At 56.1% G+C, this 25811-nt stretch carries 23 protein-coding genes; 9 read left to right on the top strand and 14 right to left on the bottom strand.

Annotated features, from left to right (window positions below):
* Nucleotides 1–110 precede the first annotated feature (110 nt).
* Genes AAC636_RS00870 through tspO form a run of 3 tightly spaced genes read left to right on the top strand, consistent with a single transcriptional unit; the run spans nt 111 to nt 3208 of the window.
* A complete protein-coding gene (locus AAC636_RS00870; protein WP_340300040.1) occupies nt 111–1700 on the top strand; it encodes a phytoene desaturase in 1590 nt (529 codons plus the stop codon).
* Nucleotides 1697–2719: a 15-cis-phytoene synthase gene (gene crtB, locus AAC636_RS00865; RefSeq protein WP_340300039.1), complete on the top strand. Its 1023-nt coding sequence runs from the start codon at nt 1697–1699 to the stop codon at nt 2717–2719. Before AAC636_RS00870 ends, crtB begins: the two co-directional genes overlap by 4 nt.
* An 18-nt stretch (nt 2720–2737) precedes the next feature.
* Entirely contained in the window at nt 2738–3208 is a 471-nt protein-coding gene (gene tspO, locus AAC636_RS00860) for a tryptophan-rich sensory protein TspO (RefSeq protein WP_340300038.1), read from the top strand.
* Nucleotides 3209–3255: 47 nt separating this feature from the next.
* Here the strand turns inward: tspO and infB are convergent, their stop codons facing one another.
* From infB to rimP, 4 genes are read right to left on the bottom strand one after another with little or no spacing between them, the layout of a single operon-like run.
* Complete coding sequence (gene infB, locus AAC636_RS00855) at nt 3256–5745, bottom strand: translation initiation factor IF-2 (RefSeq protein ID WP_340300037.1); 2490 nt, start codon at nt 5743–5745, stop codon at nt 3256–3258.
* Nucleotides 5742–6380: an RNA-binding protein gene (locus AAC636_RS00850; protein ID WP_340300036.1), complete on the bottom strand. Its 639-nt coding sequence runs from the start codon at nt 6378–6380 to the stop codon at nt 5742–5744. The genes infB and AAC636_RS00850 overlap by 4 nt, the downstream gene beginning before the upstream one ends.
* A 23-nt stretch (nt 6381–6403) precedes the next feature.
* A complete protein-coding gene (nusA, locus tag AAC636_RS00845; RefSeq protein WP_340300035.1) occupies nt 6404–7999 on the bottom strand; it encodes a transcription termination factor NusA in 1596 nt (531 codons plus the stop codon).
* Between the two features lie 6 nt (nt 8000–8005).
* Nucleotides 8006–8590, bottom strand: a complete 585-nt coding sequence (rimP, locus tag AAC636_RS00840; protein ID WP_340243892.1) for a ribosome maturation factor RimP — start codon at nt 8588–8590, stop codon at nt 8006–8008.
* Between the two features lie 168 nt (nt 8591–8758).
* Between rimP and AAC636_RS00835 the strand changes: the two genes are divergently transcribed.
* A complete protein-coding gene (locus tag AAC636_RS00835) occupies nt 8759–9265 on the top strand; it encodes a GNAT family N-acetyltransferase (protein ID WP_340300034.1) in 507 nt (168 codons plus the stop codon).
* Here AAC636_RS00835 and AAC636_RS00830 read toward each other — a convergent pair.
* Both AAC636_RS00830 and zapE read right to left on the bottom strand, forming a co-directional pair.
* Complete coding sequence (locus AAC636_RS00830; RefSeq protein WP_340300033.1) at nt 9262–9879, bottom strand: TetR/AcrR family transcriptional regulator; 618 nt, start codon at nt 9877–9879, stop codon at nt 9262–9264. The genes AAC636_RS00835 and AAC636_RS00830 overlap by 4 nt on opposite strands.
* Before the next feature lie 63 nt (nt 9880–9942).
* Nucleotides 9943–11025, bottom strand: coding sequence for a cell division protein ZapE (gene zapE, locus AAC636_RS00825; protein ID WP_340300032.1), 1083 nt, complete (start codon nt 11023–11025; stop codon nt 9943–9945).
* Nucleotides 11026–11154: 129 nt separating this feature from the next.
* Here zapE and AAC636_RS00820 point away from each other — a divergent pair, with 129 nt between their 5' ends.
* Nucleotides 11155–12402 (top strand): MFS transporter, encoded by a 1248-nt coding sequence (locus AAC636_RS00820; protein WP_445322549.1) that lies wholly within the window; start codon nt 11155–11157, stop codon nt 12400–12402.
* On the opposite strand, the gene AAC636_RS00815 is transcribed toward AAC636_RS00820, so the two are convergent.
* From AAC636_RS00815 to AAC636_RS00790, 6 genes are all read right to left on the bottom strand, one after another.
* A complete protein-coding gene (locus AAC636_RS00815; RefSeq protein WP_340300031.1) occupies nt 12399–13322 on the bottom strand; it encodes an ornithine cyclodeaminase family protein in 924 nt (307 codons plus the stop codon). The two genes, AAC636_RS00820 and AAC636_RS00815, sit on opposite strands and share 4 nt — an antisense overlap.
* A complete protein-coding gene (locus tag AAC636_RS00810; protein WP_340300030.1) occupies nt 13319–13945 on the bottom strand; it encodes an HAD family hydrolase in 627 nt (208 codons plus the stop codon). The genes AAC636_RS00815 and AAC636_RS00810 overlap by 4 nt, the downstream gene beginning before the upstream one ends.
* A 17-nt stretch (nt 13946–13962) precedes the next feature.
* Complete coding sequence (locus tag AAC636_RS00805; protein WP_340300029.1) at nt 13963–14910, bottom strand: AEC family transporter; 948 nt, start codon at nt 14908–14910, stop codon at nt 13963–13965.
* A gap of 40 nt (nt 14911–14950) precedes the next feature.
* The gene (locus AAC636_RS00800; protein WP_340300028.1) at nt 14951–16225 is read right to left on the bottom strand and encodes a bifunctional folylpolyglutamate synthase/dihydrofolate synthase; all 1275 of its coding nucleotides are present in this window, start codon (nt 16223–16225) and stop codon (nt 14951–14953) included.
* 2 nt (nt 16226–16227) lie between these two features.
* A complete protein-coding gene (accD, locus tag AAC636_RS00795) occupies nt 16228–17142 on the bottom strand; it encodes an acetyl-CoA carboxylase, carboxyltransferase subunit beta (RefSeq protein WP_340300027.1) in 915 nt (304 codons plus the stop codon).
* Between the two features lie 61 nt (nt 17143–17203).
* Nucleotides 17204–18118: a CPBP family intramembrane glutamic endopeptidase gene (locus AAC636_RS00790; protein WP_340300026.1), complete on the bottom strand. Its 915-nt coding sequence runs from the start codon at nt 18116–18118 to the stop codon at nt 17204–17206.
* A gap of 156 nt (nt 18119–18274) precedes the next feature.
* Here AAC636_RS00790 and ilvD point away from each other — a divergent pair, with 156 nt between their 5' ends.
* From ilvD to AAC636_RS00770, 4 genes are all read left to right on the top strand, one after another.
* The gene (gene ilvD, locus AAC636_RS00785) at nt 18275–20008 is read left to right on the top strand and encodes a dihydroxy-acid dehydratase (protein WP_340300025.1); all 1734 of its coding nucleotides are present in this window, start codon (nt 18275–18277) and stop codon (nt 20006–20008) included.
* Nucleotides 19989–20849, top strand: coding sequence for a hypothetical protein (locus AAC636_RS00780; RefSeq protein WP_340300024.1), 861 nt, complete (start codon nt 19989–19991; stop codon nt 20847–20849). Before ilvD ends, AAC636_RS00780 begins: the two co-directional genes overlap by 20 nt.
* Nucleotides 20850–20936: 87 nt before the next feature.
* Nucleotides 20937–21713, top strand: coding sequence for a DUF6478 family protein (locus AAC636_RS00775; RefSeq protein WP_340300023.1), 777 nt, complete (start codon nt 20937–20939; stop codon nt 21711–21713).
* 16 nt (nt 21714–21729) lie between these two features.
* Nucleotides 21730–21999, top strand: coding sequence for a hypothetical protein (locus tag AAC636_RS00770; protein WP_340300022.1), 270 nt, complete (start codon nt 21730–21732; stop codon nt 21997–21999).
* 77 nt (nt 22000–22076) lie between these two features.
* Here AAC636_RS00770 and pheT read toward each other — a convergent pair whose 3' ends face one another.
* Both pheT and pheS read right to left on the bottom strand, forming a co-directional pair.
* Nucleotides 22077–24485, bottom strand: a complete 2409-nt coding sequence (gene pheT / locus AAC636_RS00765) for a phenylalanine--tRNA ligase subunit beta (RefSeq protein ID WP_340300021.1) — start codon at nt 24483–24485, stop codon at nt 22077–22079.
* A 251-nt stretch (nt 24486–24736) separates the two neighbouring features.
* Nucleotides 24737–25807 carry a phenylalanine--tRNA ligase subunit alpha gene (gene pheS, locus AAC636_RS00760; RefSeq protein WP_340300020.1) on the bottom strand — a complete coding sequence of 357 codons (1071 nt, stop codon included), beginning with the start codon at nt 25805–25807 and terminating at the stop codon, nt 24737–24739.
* Nucleotides 25808–25811: the final 4 nt, after the last annotated feature.

Here is a 25811-nt window from a genome sequence, read left to right as displayed (position 1 = left end):
AATATATTTCAATGATTTCTTTTGTTTAATTGGGCGCTTCTATTCGTGATCAACTTTAGCTGTGAATTCGTGTTGTAAATTAAACTAGACAGTTTACGATAGGGCCTATGATGGATGACCACCGAGTGCATAGCGATCCTCAATCAGGCTTTGCCCCAAATGCGGGTGATGCTCGCCCCCATGCGATTGTGATTGGTGCGGGGTTGGGTGGATTGGCCTCGGCTATGCGGTTGGGGGCGAAGGGCTATCGCGTCACGGTCATTGATAAATTGGATATGGCGGGGGGGCGTGGTTCTGCGCTCTACCAGAACGGGCATCGCTTTGACCTCGGCCCGACCATTGTCACAGTGCCGCAAGTGTTTCGGGAATTATGGGCGGCCTGCGGGCGCGATTTCGATCAGGATGTTGATCTGCGCCCGATTGAGCCATTTTACGAAATCCGTTGGCCAGACGGGTCACATTTTACCGCCAGCCAAAACACCGATGCGATGCGCGCCGAAGTGGCGCGCCTCTCGCCGCAAGATGCCAAGGGCTATGAGCGGTTCTTGCAAGACAGCGCCGCGCGATATTGGTTTGGGTTCGAAGATCTTGGCCGCCGTTCCATGCACAAGCTGTGGGATTTGATCAAGGTTTTGCCAAAATTCGGCATGCTGCGCGCGGATCGCTCGGTTTATGCGCATGCGGCAAAGCGGTTTAAGGATGAACGACTGCGGATGGCGTTTAGCTTCCATCCGCTCTTTATCGGGGGGGATCCGTTTAACGTGACCTCGATGTATATCTTGGTCAGCCATCTCGAAAAGGAATTCGGTGTCCATTATGCGATGGGCGGTGTCGCTGCGATTGCCAAGGCCATGGCCCGCGTTGTTCAGGATCAAGGCGGCGCGCTTCGCTTTCATCACGTTGTGGATGAAATCACCTTTCACGATAACCGCGCCACTGGTGTGCGCCTTGCCACGGGCGAGACTGTTGCGGCGGATATTGTCGTCTCAAACGCGGATGCGGGCCATACCTACAAGCATTTGATGCGCAATCGCCCCCGCCGCCGTTGGACGGATGGAAAATTAACCCGCGCGCGTTGGTCGATGGGTCTTTTTGTGTGGTATTTCGGAACACGCGGCACGCGCAACAAATGGGCGGATGTGGGTCATCATACGATCCTCAACGGCCCGCGGTATCGTGGGTTGGTCAAAGATATCTTTATCAAAGGCAAACTTAGCGAAGATATGAGCCTTTATGTTCATCGCCCCTCGGTGACTGACCCAAGCTGCGCGCCAGAGGGGGATGATACGTTCTACGCCCTTTCACCTGTGCCGCATCTGGGATTTGATGATCCTGTGGATTGGGCCAAGATGGGCGAAGCCTATCGCCAAAAGGTGCAGCAGGTTGTGGAAGATCAACTTTTGCCTGATTTGGGCGCGCATCTTTCCGCCTCCGAGGTGCTGACCCCCGCAGATTTTGAAAGTCGCTATCTTTCCCCCAACGGGTCTGGCTTCTCAATCGAGCCGCGTATCCTGCAAAGCGCCTATTTTCGTCCCCATAACGTGTCGGAGGAGGCGGAGGGTCTCTATCTCGTTGGGGCAGGCACGCATCCTGGGGCGGGTTTGCCTGGGGTCATTTCATCGGCTGAAGTGTTGGCAAAACTGGTGCCAGATGCGGTCTCCGTCTCATCTGGCCATGAGATAAAGATGGCCGCAGAATGATTGACGATCAGGATCTTGCCTATTGCCGCGAGGCAATTGCCGAAGGGTCACATTCCTTCGATATTGCATCGCGCATCTTGCCGCGCACTGTGCGCGATCCTGCGCTGGCACTTTATGCTTTCTGTCGCATTTCCGATGATGCAGTGGATTTCAGTCAGAACAAGGCACATGCCGTTCTTGATCTTAGTAATCGGTTGGATCGTATCTATCGTGGGCGGCCTGTCGACTGTCCCGCTGATCGTGCCTTTGCTGCGGTGGTGCAGGATTTCGAAATGCCACGCGCCTTGCCCGAAGCCCTGCTTGAGGGCCTCGCATGGGATGCAACCGAGCGGCGCTATGACACGCTGTCAGATTTGCGTGGTTACTCGGCACGGGTTGCCTCGGCTGTCGGGGCGATGATGTGCGTATTGATGGGGGTGCGTTCGGGCGATGCATTGGCGCGCGCCTGTGATTTGGGCGTCGCCATGCAATTAACAAATATCGCCCGCGATGTGGGCGAAGATGCCCGCGCGGGGCGCGTTTATTTGCCCCTAGATTGGCTTGAGGAAGAAGGTGTTAACCTTGATCGCTTTCTCTCCGATCCGCGTATTTCGCCGGCCCTTCGGCGGATCAATCGCAGGCTCTTGGCTGAGGCGCGCAGGCTTTATGAACGCTCCGAGGCGGGTGTGTCCCAACTGCCCTTGATCAGCCGTGCGGGGATTTTGGCGGCGCGGCACTGCTATGATGCGATTGGCGGTGCTGTGGCGCGGCGCGGGTATGATGGTGTCACGCAACGCGCTTTCACAACGGCGCGACAAAAATTTGGGTTGCTCAGCTATTCTGCGATTCAGGCCGCAATCATCACTTTGGCGCCGCGCAGCCCGATGCTTTATGCCCCCCCTTTGGAAGAAACCCGATTTTTGGTCGATGCCGCCGCCAAGCGGCAACCAGATCGCACAGGATGGAGTGATCAGGTCATATCCGTTCTGACGCAATTAGAGGCGCAAGATCGCGTGCGCATACTGGAACCGAACCCATAACGCGCTAACTGACCCATCATGGATTGGTCTGTTTTCATATTATTTTTTGCCGCCTGCGCTGCTGCTGCGGTCACGGGGTCGATGTTTCCCCCAGGCGCTTGGTATCGGGATTTGCGAAAGCCATTTTTCACGCCGCCGAATTGGCTCTTTCCCGTTGCTTGGACAGTGCTTTATATCGCCTCCGCCTATGCAGCGGCGCGCGTGGCATTGGTGGCGGAGAATGGCCATGCGATGGGGTTTTGGGCGCTGCAAATCGCGCTGAACACGCTATGGAGCCCCGTTTTCTTTGGTTTGCGCCGCATTCGTGCGGGCATGGTCATCCTCGGCGCGCTGTGGGTTGCGGTTTGCGGCACAATGCTGAGTTTCTGGGCGCTTGATCCGGTCGCGGGCGTATTGATTGCGCCCTATCTGCTTTGGGTCACTATTGCAGGCGCTTTGAATTTTGAGGTTTGGCGGTTGAACCCTGAGGTTGCCAAAGGATCGGCATAAAAAAACGCGCCTCGGGGGGCGCGCTTTTTTGTCATGTTCCGAACAGCTTAGCTGAGCTTACGCTCGACTTCTTCGCGTTCGAAAATCTCGATCACATCGCCTTTGCGGATGTCATCGTAATTCTCAAAGGCCATGCCGCATTCCTGACCCGATTGCACTTCTTTGACTTCGTCTTTGAAGCGCTTCAGCGTTTTCAGCGTGCCTTCATGGATCACGACATCATCGCGCAACAGGCGCACACCCGCCGAGCGGCGCGCGACACCTTCGGTGACCAGACAGCCCGCAACCGAGCCAACACCAGAGACGCGGAACACCTCTTTGATCTGGGCATAGCCGATGAAGTTTTCACGAATTTCAGCACCAAGCAGACCTGAGGCTGCCGCCTTCACATCATCCACAAGGTCATAGATCACGCTGTAATAGCGGATTTCCACTCCCTTTTGGTTGGCGGAATTGCGCGCAGGGGCATTAGCACGGACGTTAAAGCCCATGACAGGCGCACCGGAAGCCTCGGCCAAGCCGATATCGGATTCTGTGATCGCGCCCACCCCGTAATGCAGAACGCGCACGCGCACTTCGTCATTGCCGATTTTTTCCATCGCCTGAACGATGGCTTCGGCCGAACCTTGAACGTCAGCTTTGACCACGATGGGCAATTCTTTGACGTTTTCATCCGCCTTGGCCTTCGCCAAAAGCTGATCCAAGGTTGTTGCAGCACCTGCTGCGGCGCGTTTGTCTTTGGCAACTTGGATGCGGTAATCCGCAATCTCGCGGGCTTGTGCTTCGGTTTGCACCACGTTCAAAACGTCACCCGCTTCGGGTGCGCCGTTCAGGCCCAGAACCTCAACAGGAACGGATGGCCCCGCTTCTTTAACGCGCTCGCCCTGATCGTTGATCAGCGCGCGGACTTTACCCCATTGCTCGCCCACAACGAAGATATCGCCTTGTTTCAGCGTGCCGCGTTGCACCAGAACAGTCGCAACAGGGCCACGGCCCACATCCAACTGCGCCTCGATGACGGCCCCTTCGGCTCCGCGGTCAGGGTTCGCCTTCAGGTCAAGCAATTCGGCCTGAAGTGCGATGGATTCAAGCAATTGATCCAAACCTTGGCCAGTGGCGGCGGAAACTTCGACATCCTGCACCTCACCTGACATCTTCTCAACGATCACCTCATGTTGAAGCAAATCGGTGCGCACTTTGTCAGGATTGGCAGCGGGTTTGTCGATTTTGTTAATCGCCACGATCATCGGCACTTTGGCCGCCTTGGCGTGGTTAATCGCTTCGATGGTCTGCGGCATCACCGCGTCATCGGCGGCAACCACAAGCACCACGATATCCGTGACATTCGCCCCACGCGCCCGCATGGAGGTAAAGGCCGCGTGACCCGGCGTATCAAGGAAGGTCAAAAGCGCGCCGCTTTCGGTGCGCACCTGATAGGCCCCGATATGCTGCGTGATCCCGCCTGCTTCGCCAGAGACGACATTTGCCTTGCGAATGCGGTCAAGCAACGAGGTCTTGCCGTGGTCAACATGGCCCATGATGGTGATGACGGGTGGCCGTGGTTGCAGCTCGGTTGGGCTGTCCTCTTCGACCTTGATCACATCTTCCACATCCGCGTCAGATACACGCTGCACGCGGTGACCGAATTCGCTGACGATCAATTCCGCCGTATCGGCATCGATGGATTGGTTCTGCGTGACCATCATGCCCATTTGCATCAGCGATTTAACCACATCGGCCACGCGCTCGGCCATGCGGTTGGCCAATTCGGAAACCACGATGGTTTCTGGAATTTGCACATCGCGAACGATTTTTTCGCGGTCACCTTGGGACGCCATCGCCTTTTGGCGCTGACGCTCCTGCTTGCGTTTCATGGCAGCAAGGCTGCGCTGACGCCCGCCTTCGCCATCAGAGAAAACCTGATTGACGCTCAGCTTGCCAGAACGGCGGCCATCATTGGCGCGATCACCCTTCGAGACGCGCTCGCGCTTATCGTCCCGATCCGTATCGCGGCGCGCAGGCGCTGCGGCTGATTTCGCGCGGGCAGCCGCGACCGCAGGATCAGGCAGATCTGCGGGGGATGTCACCACAGGGGCACTGTCCGCTTTACGGGACTTTGCGGCCTTTGATTCCTCAAGGCGGCGGCGCTCTTCTTCTTCCTTGGCGCGGATGGCCTCTTCGCGTTCACGCTCCTCGCGTTCGCGGGCTTCGGCCTCGGCGCGGCGGCGTAGACGCTCTTCTTCGCGTTCTTGCTCTTCGCGCTGGCGCTGTTCTTCTTCGTCGGCCTCACGGGCCTTGGCGGCCATTACGGCCTTCATACGGCGTTCGAGTTCTGGATTGGCGGAAGCGTTGCCCCCCTCCATATCACCCGTGCCATCGTCTTTGCCGCCTGCACCCGATTTGGGAACCATCACGCGCTTGCGCTTGGTCTCCACAACAACCGTTTTCGTGCGTCCACGCGAAAAGCTCTGGTTCACGCGTCCGCTGCGGGCGCCGCCAGATAGTCCGAGTGGTTTTTTTCCGTCTTGATCGCTCATGCGTCTTTCTTGTCCTTCCCAACGGTCTTGCCGTTGTTCAAGCTGGTTTTGGGCCTCAGCCCTTGCAGCTTTGCTGCTTCCTCTACAACACGATCGCCGAGTCCGCCAGTCGCCAGCGCGCCATGTATCACAGTTTCTCGCCCAAATGCCAAACCTAATTCAAAAGCGGTCAGGCAATCGAAGTAACGCGCGCCCTCAGGCGTCCAAAGCTTGGACTTGCCTCGTTCAGACCCGTCCGAAGCTTGCAGCAGCACCCGCACAGGGCGCGTGGCAAGCCAATCTTTGACCTTTTCGAACCCTGCAACGGCATCGCCAGATTTGCGCGCCAAGGCAATCAAATCGCCAATGCGCCGCGCAAGCAGGGTTTCAAGCGTGCCCACCAAATCATCTGGCACAGTCACCTGCGCTTTGGCTGAGCGGGAGAAGAGGTTTTTCTTGACCGCCAATTCCACCGCCACGCGATCAGCGCTGCACCATATGCCTCGGCCTGGTAGGCGTTCTAGGATATCGGGCGTCACCACATTCTCAGGGCTGACCACAAAACGCAACAGCCCCGCCTTTGGCGCTGTGTCGCCTGTTGCGATACAGCGCCGCTCGGACGTGTCTTTGGTTTTGGTGGCACCGCCACGGGACATGGTTTTGGCTCCTGAAATCGGGCTTACTCTTCTTCTTCGCCTGCGTCTTCTTGATCAGATGCAAGGTCTTCTTCGGTCACCCAACCCAAGGCCAAACGGGCGGACATGACCATATTCTGGGCTTCTTCGAGGCTGACATCGAATTTCTCAAGCACGCCTTCATCTTTGACGCGCTCGCCGTTTACGGTTGTCCAACCGCCTGCCAATTCCCAATCAGCACAGGTTGCGAAGTCTTCCAGCGTTTTGACCCCATCTTGGCCAAGCGCCTCAAGCATCTGTGGCGTTAGCCCTTCGAAATCGATCAAGCTTTGCTCGACACCAAGCGCCTTGGCGCTTTCGAGGACTTTGCGATTTTGCTCTTCGATATAGTCACGCGCACGGGCCTGAAGCTCGTCTGCGGTTGCTTCATCGACACCATCAATGCCAAGCAATTCTTCTTGCTCGACATAGGCAACCTCTTCCAAAGAGGTGAAGCCTTCGGATACCAGAAGTTGGGCAAAGAATTCGTCCAAATCCAATGTGTCCATGAACAGCTTGGTGCGTTCAGCGAATTCGGCCTGACGGCGCGCGCTTTCTTCTTCTTCGGTGAGGATGTCGATATCAAGGCCTGTCAACTGGCTTGCCAAACGCACGTTTTGACCACGGCGCCCGATGGCAAGAGACAGCTGTTCGTCAGGAACAACAACTTCGATTTTCCCTGCATCTTCGTCCAAAACCACCTTGGTCACTTCGGCAGGTTGCAGCGCGTTCACAAGGAAGGTTGGGGCGTCCTCATTCCATGGAATGATGTCAATTTTTTCGCCCTGCAACTCGTTCACCACGGCCTGCACGCGGCTGCCGCGCATACCCACACAAGCACCAACGGGATCAATTGAGTTATCATAGGAGATCACCGCGATCTTCGCGCGAGAGCCTGGGTCACGGGCAACGGCCTTGATATCGATGATGCCATCGTAAATTTCAGGCACTTCCATCTTAAACAATTCCGCCATGAATTCGGGCGCGGTGCGGCTGAGGAAAACCTGAGGGCCGCGCGCTTCGCGGCGGACATCTTTGATATAGCAGCGGATGCGCTCATTGGGGCGATAGCTTTCGCGCCCAATTTTTTCATTACGGCGCAAAACGGCTTCGCCACGGCCAATATCGACAATCACATTGCCATATTCTTCGCGCTTTACCATACCATTAATGATTGTGCCTGCGCGGTCTTTGAATTCTTCATATTGGCGATCACGCTCAGCTTCGCGCACTTTTTGCAGGATCACCTGCTTGGCGCTTTGCGCGGCGATACGGCCCATTTCAACAGGGGGCACTTCGTCAATGATCTCGTCACCGATTTCTGCATCCGCCTTATAGGCACGCGCATCGCGCAGTGTCATTTCAACGAAATGGTTTTCGATTTCCTCAACCACAGTGCGGACGCGGGAAAATGTCGCGCGGCCTGTCTTGCGATCAATCGAAACGCGGATATCCAGTTCCGAGCCGTAACGCGATTTCGCGGCGCGGGCGAGGCTTTCTTCCATTGCCACGATGACCAGATCGGGGTCGATCATCTTTTCGCGGGCAACGGCCTCTGCTGTTTGCAACAGCTCAAGTTGGTTTGCTGATGTAATAGCCATGGATTTTCAGTCCTCCGCCTCTTCGGGCTCTTGCGTGATTTCATCAAATTGGGTTTCGTCAATGACCCCCGAGGCTTTGCGCTGGCGCAGCATCTCGGCGATCAGGTCATCGGTCAGAACGAGCTTCGCATCTGAAAGCCAATCAAAATTGAGGCCAAGGGTGACTGTCTCGCCACCTTGTTCAACATTGATAAGCACTTCATCGTTTTCGATCCCCGCCAAAACACCCTTAAAGCGTTTACGGCCATCGATCATTTCGCTTGTTTCAAGTTTGGCTTCATAGCCCTGCCAGATATCGAAATCCTTCAACCGCGTCAGCGGGCGGTCGATACCGGGGCTAGAAACTTCGAGGTTATAGGCCCCCTCAATCGGGTCTTCGACATCAAGGCTTGCCGAAATCGCCGTTGAGATATCGGCGCAATCATCCACATTGATCCCGCCATCAGGGCGGTCTGCCATCACCTGCAGGGTTTTTGTCTCGCCGCCCATCAGGCGCACGCGCACCAGTTCAAACCCCATATCTTCGATGACAGGGGTAATGATCTCAGCCATGCGGCGATCAATGCTCGATTTTGCGATCAGGTTGGACATAAGACCTATGGACATAAAAAAACGGGCCACAGGGCCCGCGGAAGCATCTAGGGTGGAGCGTGGAGTTTGGACCCCCAAGCACCTGTTGAGCTGTCATATAGAGAGAATCGGGGGTTATAGCAAGCTGCCATCTTGCGCTTTGGGGCGCGGCGTGGCCATTTGCACAACATGAACGCGAAAACCGAAATCACAATTCGACCAAAAACGGCCCAAGATGATGCGGCGCTTGTTTCCCTGTTGCTGCCCGTGTTTCGGGCGGGTGATACATATACAGTCGACCCAGACATATCCGAGGCCGATGCCTTGGCCTTTTGGACGGCCCCCGAAAAGTCCGTATTCATAGCGGAACAGGGGGGTGAGGTCGTTGGCACCTATTACATCCGTCCCAACCAGGCGGGCGGCGGCGCCCATATCTGCAATTGCGGCTATATCACTGCCACAGCAGCGCAGGGGCGCGGGATTGCGCGCGTGATGTTGGCGCATTCGCTGCAGACTGCCCGCGCCGAAGGTTATCGCGGGATGCAGTATAACTTTGTCGTCTCCGAAAACAGGCGCGCGGTTGCGACATGGCAAAAGGCAGGTTTCGGGATTGTGGGACGTTTGCCACAAGCCTTTGATCATCCAAGCAAAGGATTGGTGGACGCCCTTGTGATGTTCAAATCTCTTGTAGATTAGGCCTTGCGATACCGTGCCATAAATGTAGCCACCACCTCATCTGCGGCTTCGGACACTTCTTGATGGGTGGCTTCGCTGCTGACACATAAAAGACGGCGCAGCATCAGATCACCACGGCACAGCTTCATGAACAAATCCGCCGCCTTCATCGGGTCATCTATATCAAGCATATTGTCCACCTTTGGCGTGCTGAGATAGCCTGCGACATGGGACATGGCCGTTGAAGGGCCTGTTTCATAGAAAGCACGCCCCAATTCGGGGAACCTTTGGGCCTCAGCCACGCAGACGCGGAAGATCGAGACACCTTCGTCTGACATCAGGAATTCAAGCATCGAATAGGCCAAATGGTGCAAGGCATCGCGCACATCGCGCTGCAGAAATTCGATATCCATTTGCGCGCGGCGTTGCAGGTCGCATTCTTGGTTCAGAACCGCCATAAACAACGCTTGCTTGTCGGGGAAATACGAATAAAGCGTGGCTTTGGACACGCCCGCTTGGCGCGCGATCACATCGACACTTGCCCCTTCGAACCCTTGGCTTAGGAAAATATTACGCGCGCCATTAATGACTTGATCGAATTTCCGACCTTTGCGTGTCTGTGCTTGCATGTTCATGGCGCATACTCCCTGACCTGATTGTAAACCGATCAGTTCAGTTTTTGCAAGCCTTGCCGCAATCTATTGGCCCCAATCCGCCGATTGCATCTCGCGCAGGCGGCTGGCGGTGCGTTCAAATTCGAAACTGCCCGTGCCCTCGGCGTAAAGATGTTCTGGCACATCATCGGCAGATAGGATCACCCGGATACCTGCCTCGTAAAGCGCATCGATGAGGGTGACAAAGCGTTTTGCCTCGTTGAAATTGTCGATGCCAAGACGCGGGACGTTTTCCAACATCAGCAATTTCACCGCCCCAGTGAGCGCCAGATAATCACCCGCGCCTAAAGGTTTGCCGCACAGCTCCCAGAAATCGGCGCGGGCCATGCCCGCCCAATAATGCGGGATGACGACATGGCGGCCTTTGATCTCTAAATCGAGGGGTTCTTCCTGCCCATGGGTCAGATCGTGCCAAATCTTATCAAGGCTTTGGCGCGTGGCCGCGGTGATGGGCGTGAAATAGGTGGTTTCGCCTGACAATCTGTCTTGGCGGTAATCGGTGGGTGATTGCATTTCAATCACCTCTAATTCCTGCTCTAATAGCGTGATGAACGGAACAAACAGCTGTCGGTTCAACCCGTCTTTATACAAATCTTTTGGGGGGCGATTGGAGGTGGTGACGATGCTCACCCCTGCCTTGAACAATGCCTCAAAAAGGCGGCCTACGATCATGGCATCGGTGATATCGGTGATTTGCATCTCATCAAAACACAGCAGGCGCAGGTCTTTTGAAATCGCCTCAGCCACGGGTTTCAACGCATCATCTGTGCCTGTTTTGCGCGCCTCGTGCAGGGCTGATTGGATTTCTTGCATAAAGGCGTGAAAATGGACGCGGCGTTTCCCTTTAATCGCCGTGTGCGCAAAGAACAAATCCATAATCATAGATTTCCCGCGCCCAACCCCGCCCCAGACATAAAATCCGCGACTATGTTGGCCAGATTGCGGTTTTTCCTGAAAGAAACGCGCAAGAAGCCCTGATTTTGGCCGCGCCTCAAGCGTTTCGCGTAACGCTTCAAAGCGGTGCAAAACCTCGCGTTGGGCGGGGTCTGCGCGCAGTAAGCCTTCGCTGACGCGGGTGTCGTATATGGCGGTTAAATGTTGCGACATAAGCGCCTCATAGGACATCTCTGGCCCCTCTGGCCAGAGGGATTGCGTGCGCAATCAGCATTGACGCCCTTGGGCTTGCGGCGCAATCTCTGTCGCAGCACGACAGGCCTGCGGCCTTTGACAGGACAAATGAAGATGCAGCGCAATTCGATTTTCACCCCCGTCCTCATCGGGGGCTGTTTTATCATTATGATCAGCTTTGCCATTCGGGCAAGTTTTGGGGTTTTTCAAATTCCCATAGCGGACGAATTTGGTTGGCTGCGCGCCGAATTTTCCTTGGCCATTGCCATTCAAGGCCTAGCTTGGGGCGTGGGGCAGCCGATTTTTGGCGCGATTGCTGAGAAATTCGGGGATCGCAAAGCCATTATCATTGGCGCTTTGATGTATGCGGCGGGTTTGGTGTTTTCGGCTTATGCAATTACGCCCGGCGCGCATCAGCTTTTGGAAATTCTTGTGGGCTTTGGCGTTGCGGGCACGGGCTTCGGCGTGATCTTGGCGATTGTGGGCCGCGCCGCATCGGATGAGCATCGCTCACTCGCGCTTGGGATTGCGACTGCAGCGGGCTCTGCGGGTCAGGTCTTTGGCGCGCCTGTGGCTGAGGCGCTGTTGGCGGTGATGCCATGGCAAAGCGTCTTTTTGATCTTTGCAGCGGCAATTTTGGCTGCGCTTTTGTTTCTCCCCATGCTGCGCGCGCCTGCTCCCCGATCCAAGGCAGAACTTGAAGAAAGCATGAGCGCGATTTTGGGCAAAGCATTTCGCGATCCCTCTTTCAGTCTGATTTTTATCGGCTTCTTTTCCTGTGGGTATCAGCTTGCCTTTGTCACCGCGCATTTTCCCGCCTTTGTGACCGAACTTTGCGGCCCGATCGAGCCTGGATCTTTCCTACATTCTTTGGGCATCACGACCACATCTGCGCTTGGGGCGGTGTCGATCTCGCTCATTGGCTTGGCCAATATTGGTGGCACGATTTTGGCGGGCTATTTGGGCAAACGCTATTCTAAGAAATACCTGCTTGCGGGAATCTATTTTGGCCGCACCATTATTGCGGCAGCGTTCATTTTAATGCCGATCACGCCACTGACCGTGATTGTGTTTTCGGTCACGATGGGCGCGTTGTGGTTGGCCACAGTGCCGCTCACCTCAGGACTTGTGGGGTATATTTATGGGCTGCGCTATATGGGCACGCTTTATGGTATCGTGTTCTTTAGCCATCAATTGGGCAGCTTCATCGGGGTTTGGCTTGGCGGTTGGATGTATGACCTGCATGGCACCTATACCACGGTTTGGTGGGTGGGTGTTGGCGTGGGGCTGCTTTCGGCCATTGTCCATTTGCCCGTGAAAGAAAGCCCCCTGCGCGAGCGGGCGCTGGCCGCCTAACCCTTCACCGCGTCACGGATATAGGCGGCGGTCATCAGGTCAAGATGTGCGCCGCCGCCGTTTTTGAACAGCGTTATTTCTGCGTCATTGCCCCGCGCAAAGGTGCCAGAGGCGATGTCGTAATAATCGGCCACAACATCATCTGCTGTGATGACCCCCGCCGCGATGGGGCGTTTCAATTCGCCAATATGCTCAATCGTGGTGGCACGGCTGTCGACAAAGATACGCGCCTTTTTGAGCGCAGCATCATCCGCCTCGCGCATGTCGGGGCGATAGGCCCCGATGAGGTCAATATGCTGTCCCGCCTTGAGCCATTCACCCCGCAAGATGGGCTCTGTCACCATGGTTGCACAGGTGACAATATCGGCCTGCTGCACGGCATCCGCTAGGCTTTCGGCGACATCCGTATTGGAGAAATCGCGGGCAAGGGCCTCGGCCCGCGATGTATTGCGGTTCCAGATCAGGAAACGCGCTTCAGGAAACCCCGCGCCATATGCCGCGCGCAGAGAGCGGCCAACTGTGCCTGCGCCAACGATCAAAATGGTTTCAATCCCAGGTCGCGCCAGTTTCATCGCGGCAAACAGGCTATCGCCTGCGGTCTTATATTTGGTCAAAAGATGGAAATCGACCAAAGCCTCAAGAAGGCCATTCTTATCGTTGTAAAGCGCCGCACCGCCATTCACAGCCGGCAAATTTTGCGCGGCGTTCTCAGGAAAGATTGTGGCTGATTTCACCAAGAGGCCAAGCCCGTCAATCCATGCGGCACGATTGAGCAACGTGTCCTTGCCGCGATAGAGAAAACTATCCGAAATTTCCGCACGCGGTAGCATATGCCCCGCTTCCAACGCCACGCCAAGTTTGAGCCAATCAAGCTTGGCTTCGGCGTCAGGCCCGATGATTTGGAAGGGGCTTTGTGTCATAGTCCTGCTTCATCCTTGGTGAGAAGGCCATGGTCGACCAAGACTTCGGCCCATCCGTGCGGCGCTGTAAACAGATGCGCATTCCATCCGCGCGCCTTGGCCGCGGTGATGTTGTCAGGGCGGTCATCTGCAAACAAAAGCGCCTCTGGTGCGATTTTGCAATGATCCTCGACCATTTGATAAATGGTTGGGTTGGGTTTGATCACCCCCATAAGGCCAGAGACATAGGCGTGGTCGAATTCGTTCAGAAAATCGAAATGCTCTTGCGCATAGGCAAAGCTTTCGATCCCGAAATTGGTCAATGCGAAGACGGTCACATTCTTGGAACGCAGGCGGCGCAAGAGCATCACGGAATGATCAATCACAGGGTTTGCCAATTCCAACCAGTGATCATGCCACATCCGAATTTCCGCGCGAAACTCAGGATAGGCTTCTGCCATTTCATAAATGATATCGCGGAACCCTTCACCTAAATCCACGCGGTCATTCATGCCGTGCAAATCCACAGTGGCAAACATCTCGCGGCGGCGCGCTTCCCCGATGGTGCGGTCGTAGAACCGCTCGGGCTGCCATTCGATCAGCACATTGCCGATGTCAAAAATCACCGCTTCAATCTTGGACATGATCAAACCTTTCGCGATCAAGGCAGGCTTAGGCCCGCCATTTGAGACAGCCATCCGATCACAAGTGACACAGTGAGGATGGAAATGGTGGTCGACATCAGAATCGAGGCAGACACCCGTTGCGGGGCCACGTTGTAATGCTGCGCCAGCATGTAGATATTTCCTGCCACAGGCAGCGAGGAGGCCGCGATCATCACCGCAGCCGCATAGGGATCAACCTCGAAAATTATAAGCGCACCAATGGCGACAGCGGCAGGGTGTAAGATCAGCTTGGCGAATGACAGCCAAAGCGCGACCGAAGCCCGCTCGGTTGATTTGCCTGCCAATGACGCCCCAATTGCGAAGAGCGCACATGGGGTCGCCGCCGCGCCCAAAAGCGTCATAAATTCATCCACAGGTGCAGGAAGGCTTAGCCCCGCGGCAGAGACGGATAGCCCCGCGACCATCGACACAATCATCGGATTTTTTACCAACCCAATCGCGATTGAGCGGAAAATTGTCAGGCTCATGCGGCCATCGCGGCTTGCCGTGATAATGATCACGATCAAGCTTGAGAAAACGATCAAATCAGTGGCCAAGATCATCAAGACAGGCCCCGCCGCCGCAGGCCCCATCAAAACCACCAACATCGGCACGCCCAAGAACCCTGTATTCCCGATCACGGCACATTGCGCTTCAATCGCAGCTTCCGAAGTGGGCCGCTTTCGGATCAAGGCAACGACAGTCGCAAGCGCATAAATCGCGAAACATCCAAACAGATAGGCCCCGATGAAATTCCAATCAAAAATATCGCCAAGCGATAAGGTCGAGGCAAAGCGAAACAACATGGCCGATAGCGCGAAGTAAAACACGAATTTTGTCAGATAGGCGGTCGCGCTTTGCGTGAAAAACCCACGATACGCGGCGAGGAAACCCACACCGATCAGCGCAAAAAATGGAAGTGTTTTGAGGAATATCGCGAGCATGAAATAGGGCTAGGCCAGAGTGCAGGCGCTGTCTAGTAGCCTAGCCGTTTTCTTTTAGAATTTCGCCCGCCAAGTAAAGGGAACCACAGATCAAAACCCGCGCATTCGGGGTTGTGGCGCAGATGTCGCGCAAGGCGCTGATCACATCTGGTGCGGTTTGGGCCGCTATACCTGCACGGGTTGCGGCTGCCTTTGTGTCCTCGGCACTCAGTGTTGCGGCTTGGCCGTGGATTGAGACAGCGTGCAGCGATGAGGCGAAGGGCGCAAGCGGGGCCATGAAGCCTGTCACATCTTTTGTGTTCAGCATGCCGCAAATCAAATGCGTCTCGCGTTGGGGCAAGCCTTTGAGCGTGGCCGCAATGGCAAGCGCGGCATGGGGGTTGTGCCCCCCATCAAGCCAAAGTTCAGCATCGGGTGCAGTGTCAAACAGCGGCCCTTGGCGCAGGCGCTGCATGCGCGCGGGCCAAGTGACGTTGCGCATGGCACCCTCGCAGGCCGCCTCGTCCAAACCCAATGCCCGCATTGCGGCAAGGGCCGTGCCTGCATTTTGGATTTGATGCGGGCCCGCAAGGGCGGGCAGCGGCAAGTCTAAAAGGCCTGTTTCATCTTGGAAAATCAATCGCCCCGCTTCGGTCGTAACATGCCAGTGTTGGCCATAGGCATAGATGGGCGCGCCAAGCCGCGCGGCGCGTGCCTCGATCACCTCCAGTGCGGCCTCTTGCTGCGGGGCAACAATTACGGGGCGCCCGCGCTTGATAATGCCTGCCTTTTCGCCCGCGATGTCCTCGATTGTATCGCCAAGATATTGTTGATGGTCGAGATCAACGGGGGTGATCACGCTTAATGCGGGGCTGTCGATGACATTGGTTGCATCTAAACGTCCGCCCAAACCCACCTCTAACAGCGTGTAATCAGCAGGATTTCTGGCAAATGCCAAAAGCGCGGCGGCGGTGGTGATTTCGAAATAGGTAATCGCATCTGGGCCATTGGCCGCCAAACATTCATCAAGAATGTCAGATAGGTGGTTTTCGTCAATCAGCGTTCCCGCCAACCGAATGCGTTCATGAAACCGTGCCAAATGCGGTGATGTATAGGCATGTGCGCTTTTCCCTGCCGCCTCAAGCCCCGCGCGAATATAGGCGAGGGTCGACCCTTTGCCATTGGTGCCCGCGATATGAATGACAGGCGGCAACGCCTGTTGCGGATCACCAAGGGCGGCCAAGATCCGCCACATTCTATCGAGCGTCAGGTCAATGATCTTTGGGTGAAGCGCCATCATGCGCTCCAACAAGAGATCCGAGCGGGGGGTGCTCACTTTTATTTTGCCTCCGCCTCGTTTGGCGCAGCCTCAGTTGGGGCGGGCAGATCCCCTTTGACTGGGGGTTCCATGCCCATCAGCATCCGAAGGATCGAGATCAACTCATCGCGCAACGCGGTGCGATGGGTCACGCGGTCAAGCATCCCGTGATCCAACAGATATTCGGCGCGTTGGAACCCTTCGGGCAATTTTTCACGAATGGTTTGCTCAATCACTCGTGGCCCAGCAAAGCAGATCAGCGCATTTGGTTCGGCAATCTGCACATCGCCAAGCATCGCATAAGAGGCGGTTACGCCCCCAGTGGTTGGATGGGTCAGAACCACGATATAAGGCAGGTTCGCCTCTTTGAGCATATTTACTGCAACTGTGGTGCGGGGCATTTGCATCAGGCTGAGGATACCCTCTTGCATCCGCGCGCCACCTGCGGCGGAGAACAGGATCAGAGGGCGCTTTAATTTAACCGCGCGCTCGGCAGCAGCAATGATGGCATTGCCAACATACATCCCCATCGAGCCGCCCATGAAGCTGAAATCTTGCGCACAGGCCACGATGGGCGTGCGCCCCATTTCACCCTCGGCCACAAGCATCGCATCGGTTTCGCCCGTGGATTTCTGTGCCGCCTTCATGCGGTCGGGATAGCGCTTTTGGTCGCGGAATTGCAGCGGGTCTGCAATTGGCTTTGGCACTTCGACCTCGGTGAAAATACCACCATCGAACAAGGCATTGAACCGCTCTCGCGGGGTGATGACCATGTGATGATCGCAATTTGTGCAGACATTCAGATTGTCGCTCAATTCACGATGGAACAGCATGGTTCCGCATTCATCGCATTTCGTCCAAAGGTTCTCGGGCATATCGCGCTTCGAGAACATCGAATTGATCCTTGGGCGGACGTAGTTGGTGATCCAGTTCATTGGGTCTTTTCCATTGGCCGATCCTTACACTCGCAATAGGCAATGGCGCGGCAGATTGCAATCAGCGATGGGCATTTTCGCGCCTTATCAGGGCAAAACGGATGCCCAGCCAAATCACAATTGTAACAGCAATGTCGCGCAAGATGAGGGGAACCATGGCCTCGGCATCATTGGCTGCAATCGGTAAATGATAAAGGGCAAGCCCCCCCAAAGCACCGGGCAGCGAAACAGCCAACATTGCCATCACATTATTCGCAAAGTGAAATCCCCACGCTGGCCCGATTGTGCCAAAGCGATGGGTCAAATCAGCGGCGCAAAGCCCGAAAACGCCTGTGGCCAACACAAGATACCACGCCGCGCTGCCATGTACTTCTGGTGCAAAATGGGCAAGACCAAACAGAACGGACGGCAAAACCGCCCAGATGATTGGGGATTTGAACCGCGCGGCCAGTTGGCTTTGAAGATAGCCGCGAAACAGAAGTTCTTCAGCCCCTGTCTGGATGGCAATCAGCCCAAGGGCGAGAGGCAGCACAAGCAACCATTGTTTGAGGCCCAGACTTTTCACAAGGGCAAAATCGGTCGGGATCAGCGCGCTGAGTGTCGCGAGGGCAGAAAACACCGCCACCGCAATCCAGACCTGTCGGTGCATTTGGCGCAATGGGCCAAATAGTGACAATGGGCTACGATCATGCAGCAGCCATGCCACAAAAAACGGGCCGACCAGCATGGTCACGAAACTGCCCAGAAGGATCAGCGTCAGGCTCGGGCCAGATGTTTGCGGATCAGCCGTCCATACGGCTTCGAATTTTGTGCCGATCACATGCGACATTGCATAGAAATAGGCTAACAGCCCCAAGACATAGGTCAAAAGGCAGATGACCATGCCCACAATCACCCGCCACAAAGCAGGTTGCGCCCGCGCGGCTTCGACCATCAAGTTGGGCTGATTTTGTGGTGCAAAAAATCCCCGAAGCATCAGCGCTTTAAATCCCCATTCCGCTTGAACCCATAAATGGCCCTTCTATAGTCTGAAACTTAGGTTTCATGGGTCTTTTTCCAATCGCGCTTGTGCCGCAGGGGCCCAAAGTTTATGCCGAGTGTAACATTTCTATCGACCCCAAGGGAGGCTGCCATGTCGCAGAGCAAATTCAATAAGTCCAAGCTGCCAAGCCGTCACGTGACGCAAGGGCCTGCGCGCGCACCGCATCGCTCGTATTACTATGCGATGGGCTTGACCGAGGACGAAATCGCGCAGCCTTTTGTGGGTGTCGCCACCTGCTGGAACGAAGCAGCGCCTTGTAACATTGCGCTCAGCCGTCAGGCGCAGGCGGTGAAATTGGGTGTAAAGCACGCCAATGGCACGCCGCGCGAATTTACCACCATCACTGTGACCGATGGGATCGCGATGGGGCATGAGGGGATGCGTTCCTCTTTGGCATCGCGTGAAGCGATTGCGGATACTGTCGAATTGACCATGCGCGGGCATTGCTATGACGCGCTGGTGGGTTTGGCGGGCTGTGATAAATCCCTGCCTGGTATGATGATGGCCATGGTGCGCCTCAATGTGCCATCGGTGTTTATCTATGGCGGGTCCATCCTGCCGGGTCGGTTGGACGGCAAAGATGTGACCGTGCAAGACGTTTTTGAGGCGGTGGGTCAACATCAGGCGGGCAATTACTCTGACGAACAGCTCGCTATTTTGGAACGTGTGGCCTGTCCTTCGGCAGGTGCCTGTGGCGGTCAGTTTACGGCAAACACCATGGCCTGTGTATCTGAGGCCATCGGTTTGGCCCTGCCCAATTCAGCAGGTGCGCCTGCGCCTTACGAGTCCCGCGACCAATATGGCGTGGCTTCGGGCGAAGCTGTGATGAAGCTTATCGAAAAGAACATCCGCGCCCGCGATATCGTGACCCGCAAAAGTCTTGAGAACGCGGCGCGCGTTGTGGCTTGCACAGGTGGCTCGACCAATGCAGGCCTTCATTTGCCTGCCATCGCCCATGAGGCGGGTATTGATTTCGACCTGTTTGATGTCTGCGAGATTTTCAAAGACACCCCCTACTTTGTCGACCTCAAACCCGGTGGCCAATATGTGGCCAAAGATATGTATGAGGCGGGCGGCGTTCCTGTCGTTCTCAAAGAATTGTGGAAAGCAGGTCTGATCCATGAGGATTGCTTGACCGTAACAGGCCGCAGCATTGGTGAAGAGATCGACATCATCACCCGCGAAGCAGATGGTCGCGTGATCTATCCCATCGAGAAACCCCTGTCGCCAACAGGCGGCGTGGTCGGCCTGAAAGGGAACCTTGCCCCAGATGGCGCCATCGTCAAGGTTGCGGGTATGGCAAAAGAGCAGCTTGTATTCACAGGCCCTGCCCGCGTGTTTGAATCAGAAGAAGACGCTTTCGCGGCTGTTCAAACCCGCGATTACAAAGAAGGCGAAGTCATTGTTATCCGCAATGAAGGCCCATCTGGCGGGCCAGGTATGCGTGAGATGTTGGCAACCACGGCGGCCCTGTCTGGTCAGGGCATGGGTAAGAAAGTGGCGCTGATCACTGATGGCCGCTTCTCGGGTGCGACCCGTGGTTTCTGTGTCGGTCACGTTGGGCCAGAGGCCGCCCATGGTGGGCCAATCGGTCTCTTGAAAAACGGGGATATGATCACGATTGACGCGATCAATGGGGAGATCAGCGTTGATCTGTCTGACGCCGAATTGGAAGCCCGCCGCACCGATTGGCAAGGCGCAAAGCCAACAATCTACGCCACAGGTGCGCTTTGGAAATATGCGCAGCAGGTGGGTTCAGCGCGCTATGGGGCGGTCACGCATCCAGGCGGCAAAGAGGAGAAGCATGTCTATATGGACATCTAAATCCGTTCAGGCCTGCACCCTCTTGGGTGCGGGCCTTTTTCTTTTCGGCTGCTCGGGCGGTGGGGCGCCTTATGCTGGGCCCCCTCCAGATGTGGATACAGAAATTGCTGTAACCAGTGACCGCTTGGTGGTCACTGGGCCTGATGGGTTTTGCATAGATCCGGCGGCGACCCAAGATCGCGGCATAAGCGCCTTTGTGCTTTTGGGAAATTGCGCTGCTATTGGAAATTCACCGCGCCTGCCACAGCCAGAACATCCCTCAATCCTGACGGCCGCCATTTCCGAGGCAGGGCCAGAGGGCAGTTTGCGCAGCAATATCCCTGCAATGGCTGCATTTTTCACCTCCGAGCAAGGGCGTGGCTTGTTAAGCCGTGACCAAGATCCAAATTCGGTTGAAATTCTGGATATGTTTCATCAAGGAGATGTGTTTTTCTTGAATGCGCGCGACAGTTCGGCCAGCAGCATTCGGGGTGTGAAAGAGGATTACTGGCGCGTCTATATGGATGTGGGCAACCGCATCGCCACGCTCAGTGTTCTTGCGCTCGAAGACAGTAACCTCACCGAGGCGCAAAGCCTTGAGACGTTGCGCGCGTTTGCGGGTCAAATCGCTACGGCCAATAATCAAACAAGTTTACAGCCCGCGATTCTGGCCGAGGCGGAACCAACCCCTTTGCCTGATGGCCCGTATGATAGCGATCAAGCCACCGCGCAAAGTGGCGATGGTTCAGGAAGCAGTGCCCAAACCCGCCCAACCACCCGCACCGTGTCACCCGCACGGGCCGCGCGCACCGTTGTGCGCACACTTGATACGGTTGGATTGCTGCGTAGGCTTTTCAATTAGAGAAAATCCCCTTACCTCTATCTCTGCTAAACTGGAAAAAGGCCCCCCTCTGACTGGGAGGGGCGGGCCAAGCTTGAGGGCAATCGGATGGGGTTCTGGCGCAGGCCGTCATTTTCGCAGGCCAGATGGATAAAATTCAACGCCGATATTACGGCTTTGAAAGCGCGGCTTGGCAAACTGTCCCTATCGGATTTGCAAAAGCGCCGCGCTGAGGCCATCGCCTATGCAGGTGATTTGATGACTTTGGCGCGATTGGCGGATCAGGATTTGCGCCGCCGCGCCATTGGACAAGACCGCCAAGAGGGTTTGCCTGAAATTGCGCATTGGGGGTATCGCCCTGATGCCTTGTTTCAAACGATTGAACCCGCGACCACAGTTGCGGTGCAAAGCCCCTTTGATCTGATAGGGGGGCTCAAGATTTTTCATGATTGCACGCAATCAGAGATTATTTTGCGCCAAACGCCGCGCAATGATCCTCACGCAAGCGCCCTTTTTGCCATTTCCTTAGAAGTTTTTCGGTTTGATGGATCGTTTTTATCCATGGCCCTTGATGTGCCCCGCGCGCGGGCGGCGAGCGTTAAGCTGTCGGATATTCTTCAAGTTTCGCTCGATATCAGCATGGATTTCCCGATTGATCTTTATGCGCGGGTCAATGTGATCCATGGCCCGAATTCCGAGCAAATGGAGCGCAAAATGGAATGGCACAACGGCAGGCTCAGTGCCGAATTCGACATGGCCTATTCCAAAGTAAACGACAAACGGATCGAAAAAATCAGGATTGATCTGATTTTTGAGCGCCCCAGCATGAACTTATTGCAGATGGGCGATTTTCTCGTGGTATGCATGCCGCGCGCCGAACTTTGAGTAAGGGGATCAAAGCATGACGGAACTGACGCTTGCGGGGTTGGGCCTTAAAGATGGGGTTTATGAGGCCACAGTGGCCCATGTGACCGAGGACGCATTGCGCTTTGAGGCTGTTGTGAACGGGCAGGCCATTGCCATTGGAACAGCCACGCGTGGCACGGGTCAAGCCTGTCTATTGCGCCTTGAGCTGCCAGCACATCTGATTGGGGCGCAGGTGCAAATTGTCGACATCCGCCACGAGACAGGGGCGGTGTTAGATCGGTTTTCTGTGGTCTGTGATCCGTAGATTGCGGGGGATCTGCGCGCAGAATTTGATTTGCTGAAATCCGCCTTTCGCCGCCATTGCAGCGAAACGGGCGCAGATTAACCGCGCAAGGTTGCCCCTGTCGCCTTACCCACTTTTTCAATGATTTTGGCGGCAGTGGCTTCGATTTCGTCCTCGGTCAATGTTTTGTCGCGCGGCTGCATCCGCACAGTCAGCGCGATTGACTTGCGCCCTTCCCCAAGTGAGCCGCCGATGAATTCGTCAAAGACGCTAACATCGGTGATCAAAGCCTTATCTGCACCAAGGGCCGCATTGACCAGATCAAGAGCAGCGGTCGTGACATCGGTGACAAAGGCGAAATCGCGCTCCACGGGTTGTAGATCGCTGATTTCCAAGGCGCCACGGCTGGCCGAAACGTTCTTGGGCAATGGAATTTCAGCTGGATAAAGAACAAACCCCATCGCAGGGCCTTTCACATCCATCTCGCGCAAGATTTTGGGGTGAATTTCACCAAATACGCCCAAGATTTTCTTAGGGCCAAGGCACAGAACCCCATGCCGTCCGGGATGCCACCAAGGATCATCGCTGCGCATGATTTGCATCCGCGCAGGCGCACCCATGGCCGAAAGGGCGGCTTCAGCATCGGCTTTGGCATCAAACACATCCACAGCGCGGCGTGCCCCATGCGGATCACGCGGGCCCGTTTGACCGATTAAAAGACCAGCGGCCTGCGTATGCTGTTCTTCGGGTTCCCCGCCATGGAACGCGGCCCCCATTTCAAACAAGGCCAAATCTGTCATGCCGCGCGCCTGATTGCGGGCCGCTGCCTGCAAAAGGCCAGGCAAAAGCGCGGGACGCATATGGCTCATTTCCGAAGAAATCGGATTTTCCAAACGCACCGCATCCGTGCCGCCGCCAAAGAGCGCCGCAGATTTTTGATCAATAAAGCTATAGGTGACACATTCATTATACCCCAAAGCGGCAAGGGTGCGCCGCCCTGTGGCTTCACGTTTTTGCATTGGGGTTAGGACGGCGCGGGTCACGCCTGTGCTGAGGCGGGGCAAGGGCTTAGGCGCCAGTTTGGTGAGCGAAGCGACACGCGCCACTTCTTCCACCAAATCCGCCTCACCTTGAACATCGCGCCGCCACGAGGGCACCCAAACCTCAAGTGTCTCGCCACTGCCGCTGGCCGAAAAACCAAGCGCGGTCAGGATGCGCACCTGTTCCTCGCGCGGGATGTCCATACCGACAAGGCTGATCACGCGCGCAGGGTTCAAGCTGTAGCTGCGCGCCGTTTTCAACGCCGCGCCCGCCTCAACCACATCTGAGGCTTCACCGCCGCAGAGATCAACAATCATCTGCGTTGCCGCCTCAAGCCCGTCACGGGTGAATTCAGGGTCAACCCCCCGCTCAAAGCGATACCGCGCATCCGAATGGATTTTCAGATCACGCCCTGTATAGGCGATTTGCACAGGATCCCACCAAGCCGATTCAAGAAACACGTTCACGGTTTCATCCGTGCATCCCGTTTCTTCACCGCCCATGATGCCCGCGATGCTTTCGGGACCATTGTCATCGGAAATCACCATATGGCCCGCGCCGAAGCGGTAGGTTTTCTCGTCCAAGGCCAATAATTCTTCGCCACCTTTGGCGCGATGAACACGCAAGCCGCCTTTGACCTTATCGGCATCAAAAACGTGCAAGGGTCGGTTTTGGTCATAGGTGAAGAAATTGGTGATATCGACCAAGGCGGAGATGGGGCGCAGGCCGATGGCTTTGAGCTGCGCTTGCAACCATGCGGGCGATGGCCCGTTCTTTACGCCACGGATCACGCGGCCTGTGAAATGCGGCGCGCCATCAAGCGTATCGGTGTCAATCGTCACGGAGATCGGGCAGGGGTAACTGCCTTTGACGGGGGCGACCTCATAGGGTTTCAACGTGCCAAGACCGCGCGCGGCCAAATCCCGCGCCACGCCACGCACGCCAAGCGCATCTTGGCGGTTCGGGGTGATGGCAATTTCAATCACAGGGTCAATCTTTTCTGGATCATGCTCTGCCAACCAATCCGCAAAGCTTTGACCCACCTCGCCTGAGGGCAATTCGATGATGCCGTTATGTTCGTCCGAAAGCTCTAATTCCCGCTCGGAACACATCATCCCGTGGCTTTCGACCCCGCGGATTTTACCAACCGAAAGCGTCACATCAATGCCCGGCACATAGTCACCAGGGCGTGCGACAACCACAGTGATGCCCGCACGCGCATTTGGCGCGCCGCAGACAATTTGCTTGTCCCCCTCATCGGTGGCCACAGTGCAGACGCGCAGACGATCCGCATCTGGGTGCTGTTCGGCATGGGTGACGCGGCCCAGACGAAACCCTGCCAATTTCGCGGCGGGGTTTTCGACCCCTTCCACCTCAAGCCCAAGATCGGTCAGCGCATCGGCGATGTCCTCAACCGAAGCGGTGGTGTCGAGATGGGTTTTCAGCCAAGACAGCGTGAATTTCATGGCGTGGGCCTCCGTTTAAGCGGTCGGATGTCGATTAAACCACGGCGCGCGTGATTGGAAGGGTGGAATGAGGGCGCGCGCCTGCCCGTGGGGTGGCGCTGATCCGTTTTGGGGTCAGCACTTTATCGTTTCAAGATCGGGCGACCCCTGAGCGCGCGAAGGCGGTGCCATAGCGCCAGCCCGGTGGGGCGGGCAGGCGCTCGCCCGGCGCCTTCGGCGCTATTCGGGCGGGGCGTGGGGATTGATCCCCCTCACCCCCGATGCAAATTCGGCATATCCAAGGCGGCAAAGCCATAATGGCGCAGCCAGCGCAGGTCTGAGTCGAAAAACGCGCGCAGATCGGGGATGCCGTATTTCAGCATTGCCAAGCGGTCGATCCCGATGCCAAAGGCAAAGCCCTGCCATTCATTGGGGTCAATCCCGCCTGCTTGCAGAACCTTAGGATGCACCATGCCTGACCCCAACACCTCGAGCCAGTCATTGCCTTCGCCCACTTTGACCGTGCCGCCTTCCCATGAACATTGGATGTCCACCTCGGCAGAGGGTTCGGTGAAGGGGAAATGCGAGGCGCGGAAGCGCGTTTTGACTGCCGTGCCGAAGAAGGCCGAGAAGAACTCCTCCAAAACCCATTTCAGATTGGCCATGGAGATATCTTTATCAATTGCTAAGCCCTCGACCTGATGGAACATCGGTGTATGGGTCTGGTCGTAATCGGCGCGATAGACGCGACCAGGTGCAATGATGCGGCAAGGCGCGCCATTGGCCTCCATATAACGAATTTGCACGGGGCTTGTATGCGTGCGCAGCACATGGGGCGGGCGGTCATCCCCTTCGGCGCGGTGGGTGTAGAATGTGTCCATCTCAGCGCGGGCAGGGTGATGGCCTGGAATATTCAGCGAATCGAAATTGTAGAAATCCGTTTCAATCTGCGGACCTTCTGCCACGGCAAAGCCCATATCTGCGAAAATCGCGGTGACTTCTTCGGTGACTTGGCTCACGGGGTGGATGCTGCCCTGACGGCGATGGCGGGCGGGCAGGGTCACATCTAGCCATTCTGCCTTGAGCCGTTCATCTAGTGCGGCATCGCCAAGCGCGGATTTCTTCGCCACAAGCGCGCTGTTGACCTCATCCTTCAGCGCGTTCAGCGCGGGGCCTGCAACCTGACGCTCTTCGGCGCTCATCTGCCCAAGCTCGCGCATCTTCAGGCTGATCTCACCTTTTTTGCCAAGGGCAGCCACACGCAACTCTTCAAGCGAGGCTTCGTCTGAGGCCTGAGCAATGCGATCAAGCCAAAGGTGGCGCAGGTCATCAAATGCGGTCATGGGT

Origin of the sequence: Roseobacter sp. HKCCD5988, assembly GCF_037830355.1 — a bacterium.
Classification (GTDB): domain Bacteria; phylum Pseudomonadota; class Alphaproteobacteria; order Rhodobacterales; family Rhodobacteraceae; genus M30B80.
This window is presented reverse-complemented; position numbering and strand designations above follow the sequence as displayed.

What these genes read in the sequence shown, in the direction of transcription:
- AAC636_RS00870 (WP_340300040.1), top strand. Translation starts at nt 111, where the DNA reads ATGGATGACCACCGAGTGCATAGCGATCCTCAATCAGGCTTTGCCCCA.
- crtB (WP_340300039.1), top strand. Translation starts at nt 1,697, where the DNA reads ATGATTGACGATCAGGATCTTGCCTATTGCCGCGAGGCAATTGCCGAA.
- tspO (WP_340300038.1), top strand. Translation starts at nt 2,738, where the DNA reads ATGGATTGGTCTGTTTTCATATTATTTTTTGCCGCCTGCGCTGCTGCT.
- infB (WP_340300037.1), bottom strand. Translation starts at nt 5,745, where the DNA reads ATGAGCGATCAAGACGGAAAAAAACCACTCGGACTATCTGGCGGCGCC.
- AAC636_RS00850 (WP_340300036.1), bottom strand. Translation starts at nt 6,380, where the DNA reads ATGTCCCGTGGCGGTGCCACCAAAACCAAAGACACGTCCGAGCGGCGC.
- nusA (WP_340300035.1), bottom strand. Translation starts at nt 7,999, where the DNA reads ATGGCTATTACATCAGCAAACCAACTTGAGCTGTTGCAAACAGCAGAG.
- rimP (WP_340243892.1), bottom strand. Translation starts at nt 8,590, where the DNA reads ATGTCCAACCTGATCGCAAAATCGAGCATTGATCGCCGCATGGCTGAG.
- AAC636_RS00835 (WP_340300034.1), top strand. Translation starts at nt 8,759, where the DNA reads ATGAACGCGAAAACCGAAATCACAATTCGACCAAAAACGGCCCAAGAT.
- AAC636_RS00830 (WP_340300033.1), bottom strand. Translation starts at nt 9,879, where the DNA reads ATGAACATGCAAGCACAGACACGCAAAGGTCGGAAATTCGATCAAGTC.
- zapE (WP_340300032.1), bottom strand. Translation starts at nt 11,025, where the DNA reads ATGTCGCAACATTTAACCGCCATATACGACACCCGCGTCAGCGAAGGC.
- AAC636_RS00820 (WP_445322549.1), top strand. Translation starts at nt 11,155, where the DNA reads ATGAAGATGCAGCGCAATTCGATTTTCACCCCCGTCCTCATCGGGGGC.
- AAC636_RS00815 (WP_340300031.1), bottom strand. Translation starts at nt 13,322, where the DNA reads ATGACACAAAGCCCCTTCCAAATCATCGGGCCTGACGCCGAAGCCAAG.
- AAC636_RS00810 (WP_340300030.1), bottom strand. Translation starts at nt 13,945, where the DNA reads ATGTCCAAGATTGAAGCGGTGATTTTTGACATCGGCAATGTGCTGATC.
- AAC636_RS00805 (WP_340300029.1), bottom strand. Translation starts at nt 14,910, where the DNA reads ATGCTCGCGATATTCCTCAAAACACTTCCATTTTTTGCGCTGATCGGT.
- accD (WP_340300027.1), bottom strand. Translation starts at nt 17,142, where the DNA reads ATGAACTGGATCACCAACTACGTCCGCCCAAGGATCAATTCGATGTTC.
- AAC636_RS00790 (WP_340300026.1), bottom strand. Translation starts at nt 18,118, where the DNA reads ATGCTTCGGGGATTTTTTGCACCACAAAATCAGCCCAACTTGATGGTC.
- ilvD (WP_340300025.1), top strand. Translation starts at nt 18,275, where the DNA reads ATGTCGCAGAGCAAATTCAATAAGTCCAAGCTGCCAAGCCGTCACGTG.
- AAC636_RS00780 (WP_340300024.1), top strand. Translation starts at nt 19,989, where the DNA reads ATGTCTATATGGACATCTAAATCCGTTCAGGCCTGCACCCTCTTGGGT.
- AAC636_RS00775 (WP_340300023.1), top strand. Translation starts at nt 20,937, where the DNA reads ATGGGGTTCTGGCGCAGGCCGTCATTTTCGCAGGCCAGATGGATAAAA.
- AAC636_RS00770 (WP_340300022.1), top strand. Translation starts at nt 21,730, where the DNA reads ATGACGGAACTGACGCTTGCGGGGTTGGGCCTTAAAGATGGGGTTTAT.
- pheT (WP_340300021.1), bottom strand. Translation starts at nt 24,485, where the DNA reads ATGAAATTCACGCTGTCTTGGCTGAAAACCCATCTCGACACCACCGCT.
- pheS (WP_340300020.1), bottom strand. Translation starts at nt 25,807, where the DNA reads ATGACCGCATTTGATGACCTGCGCCACCTTTGGCTTGATCGCATTGCT.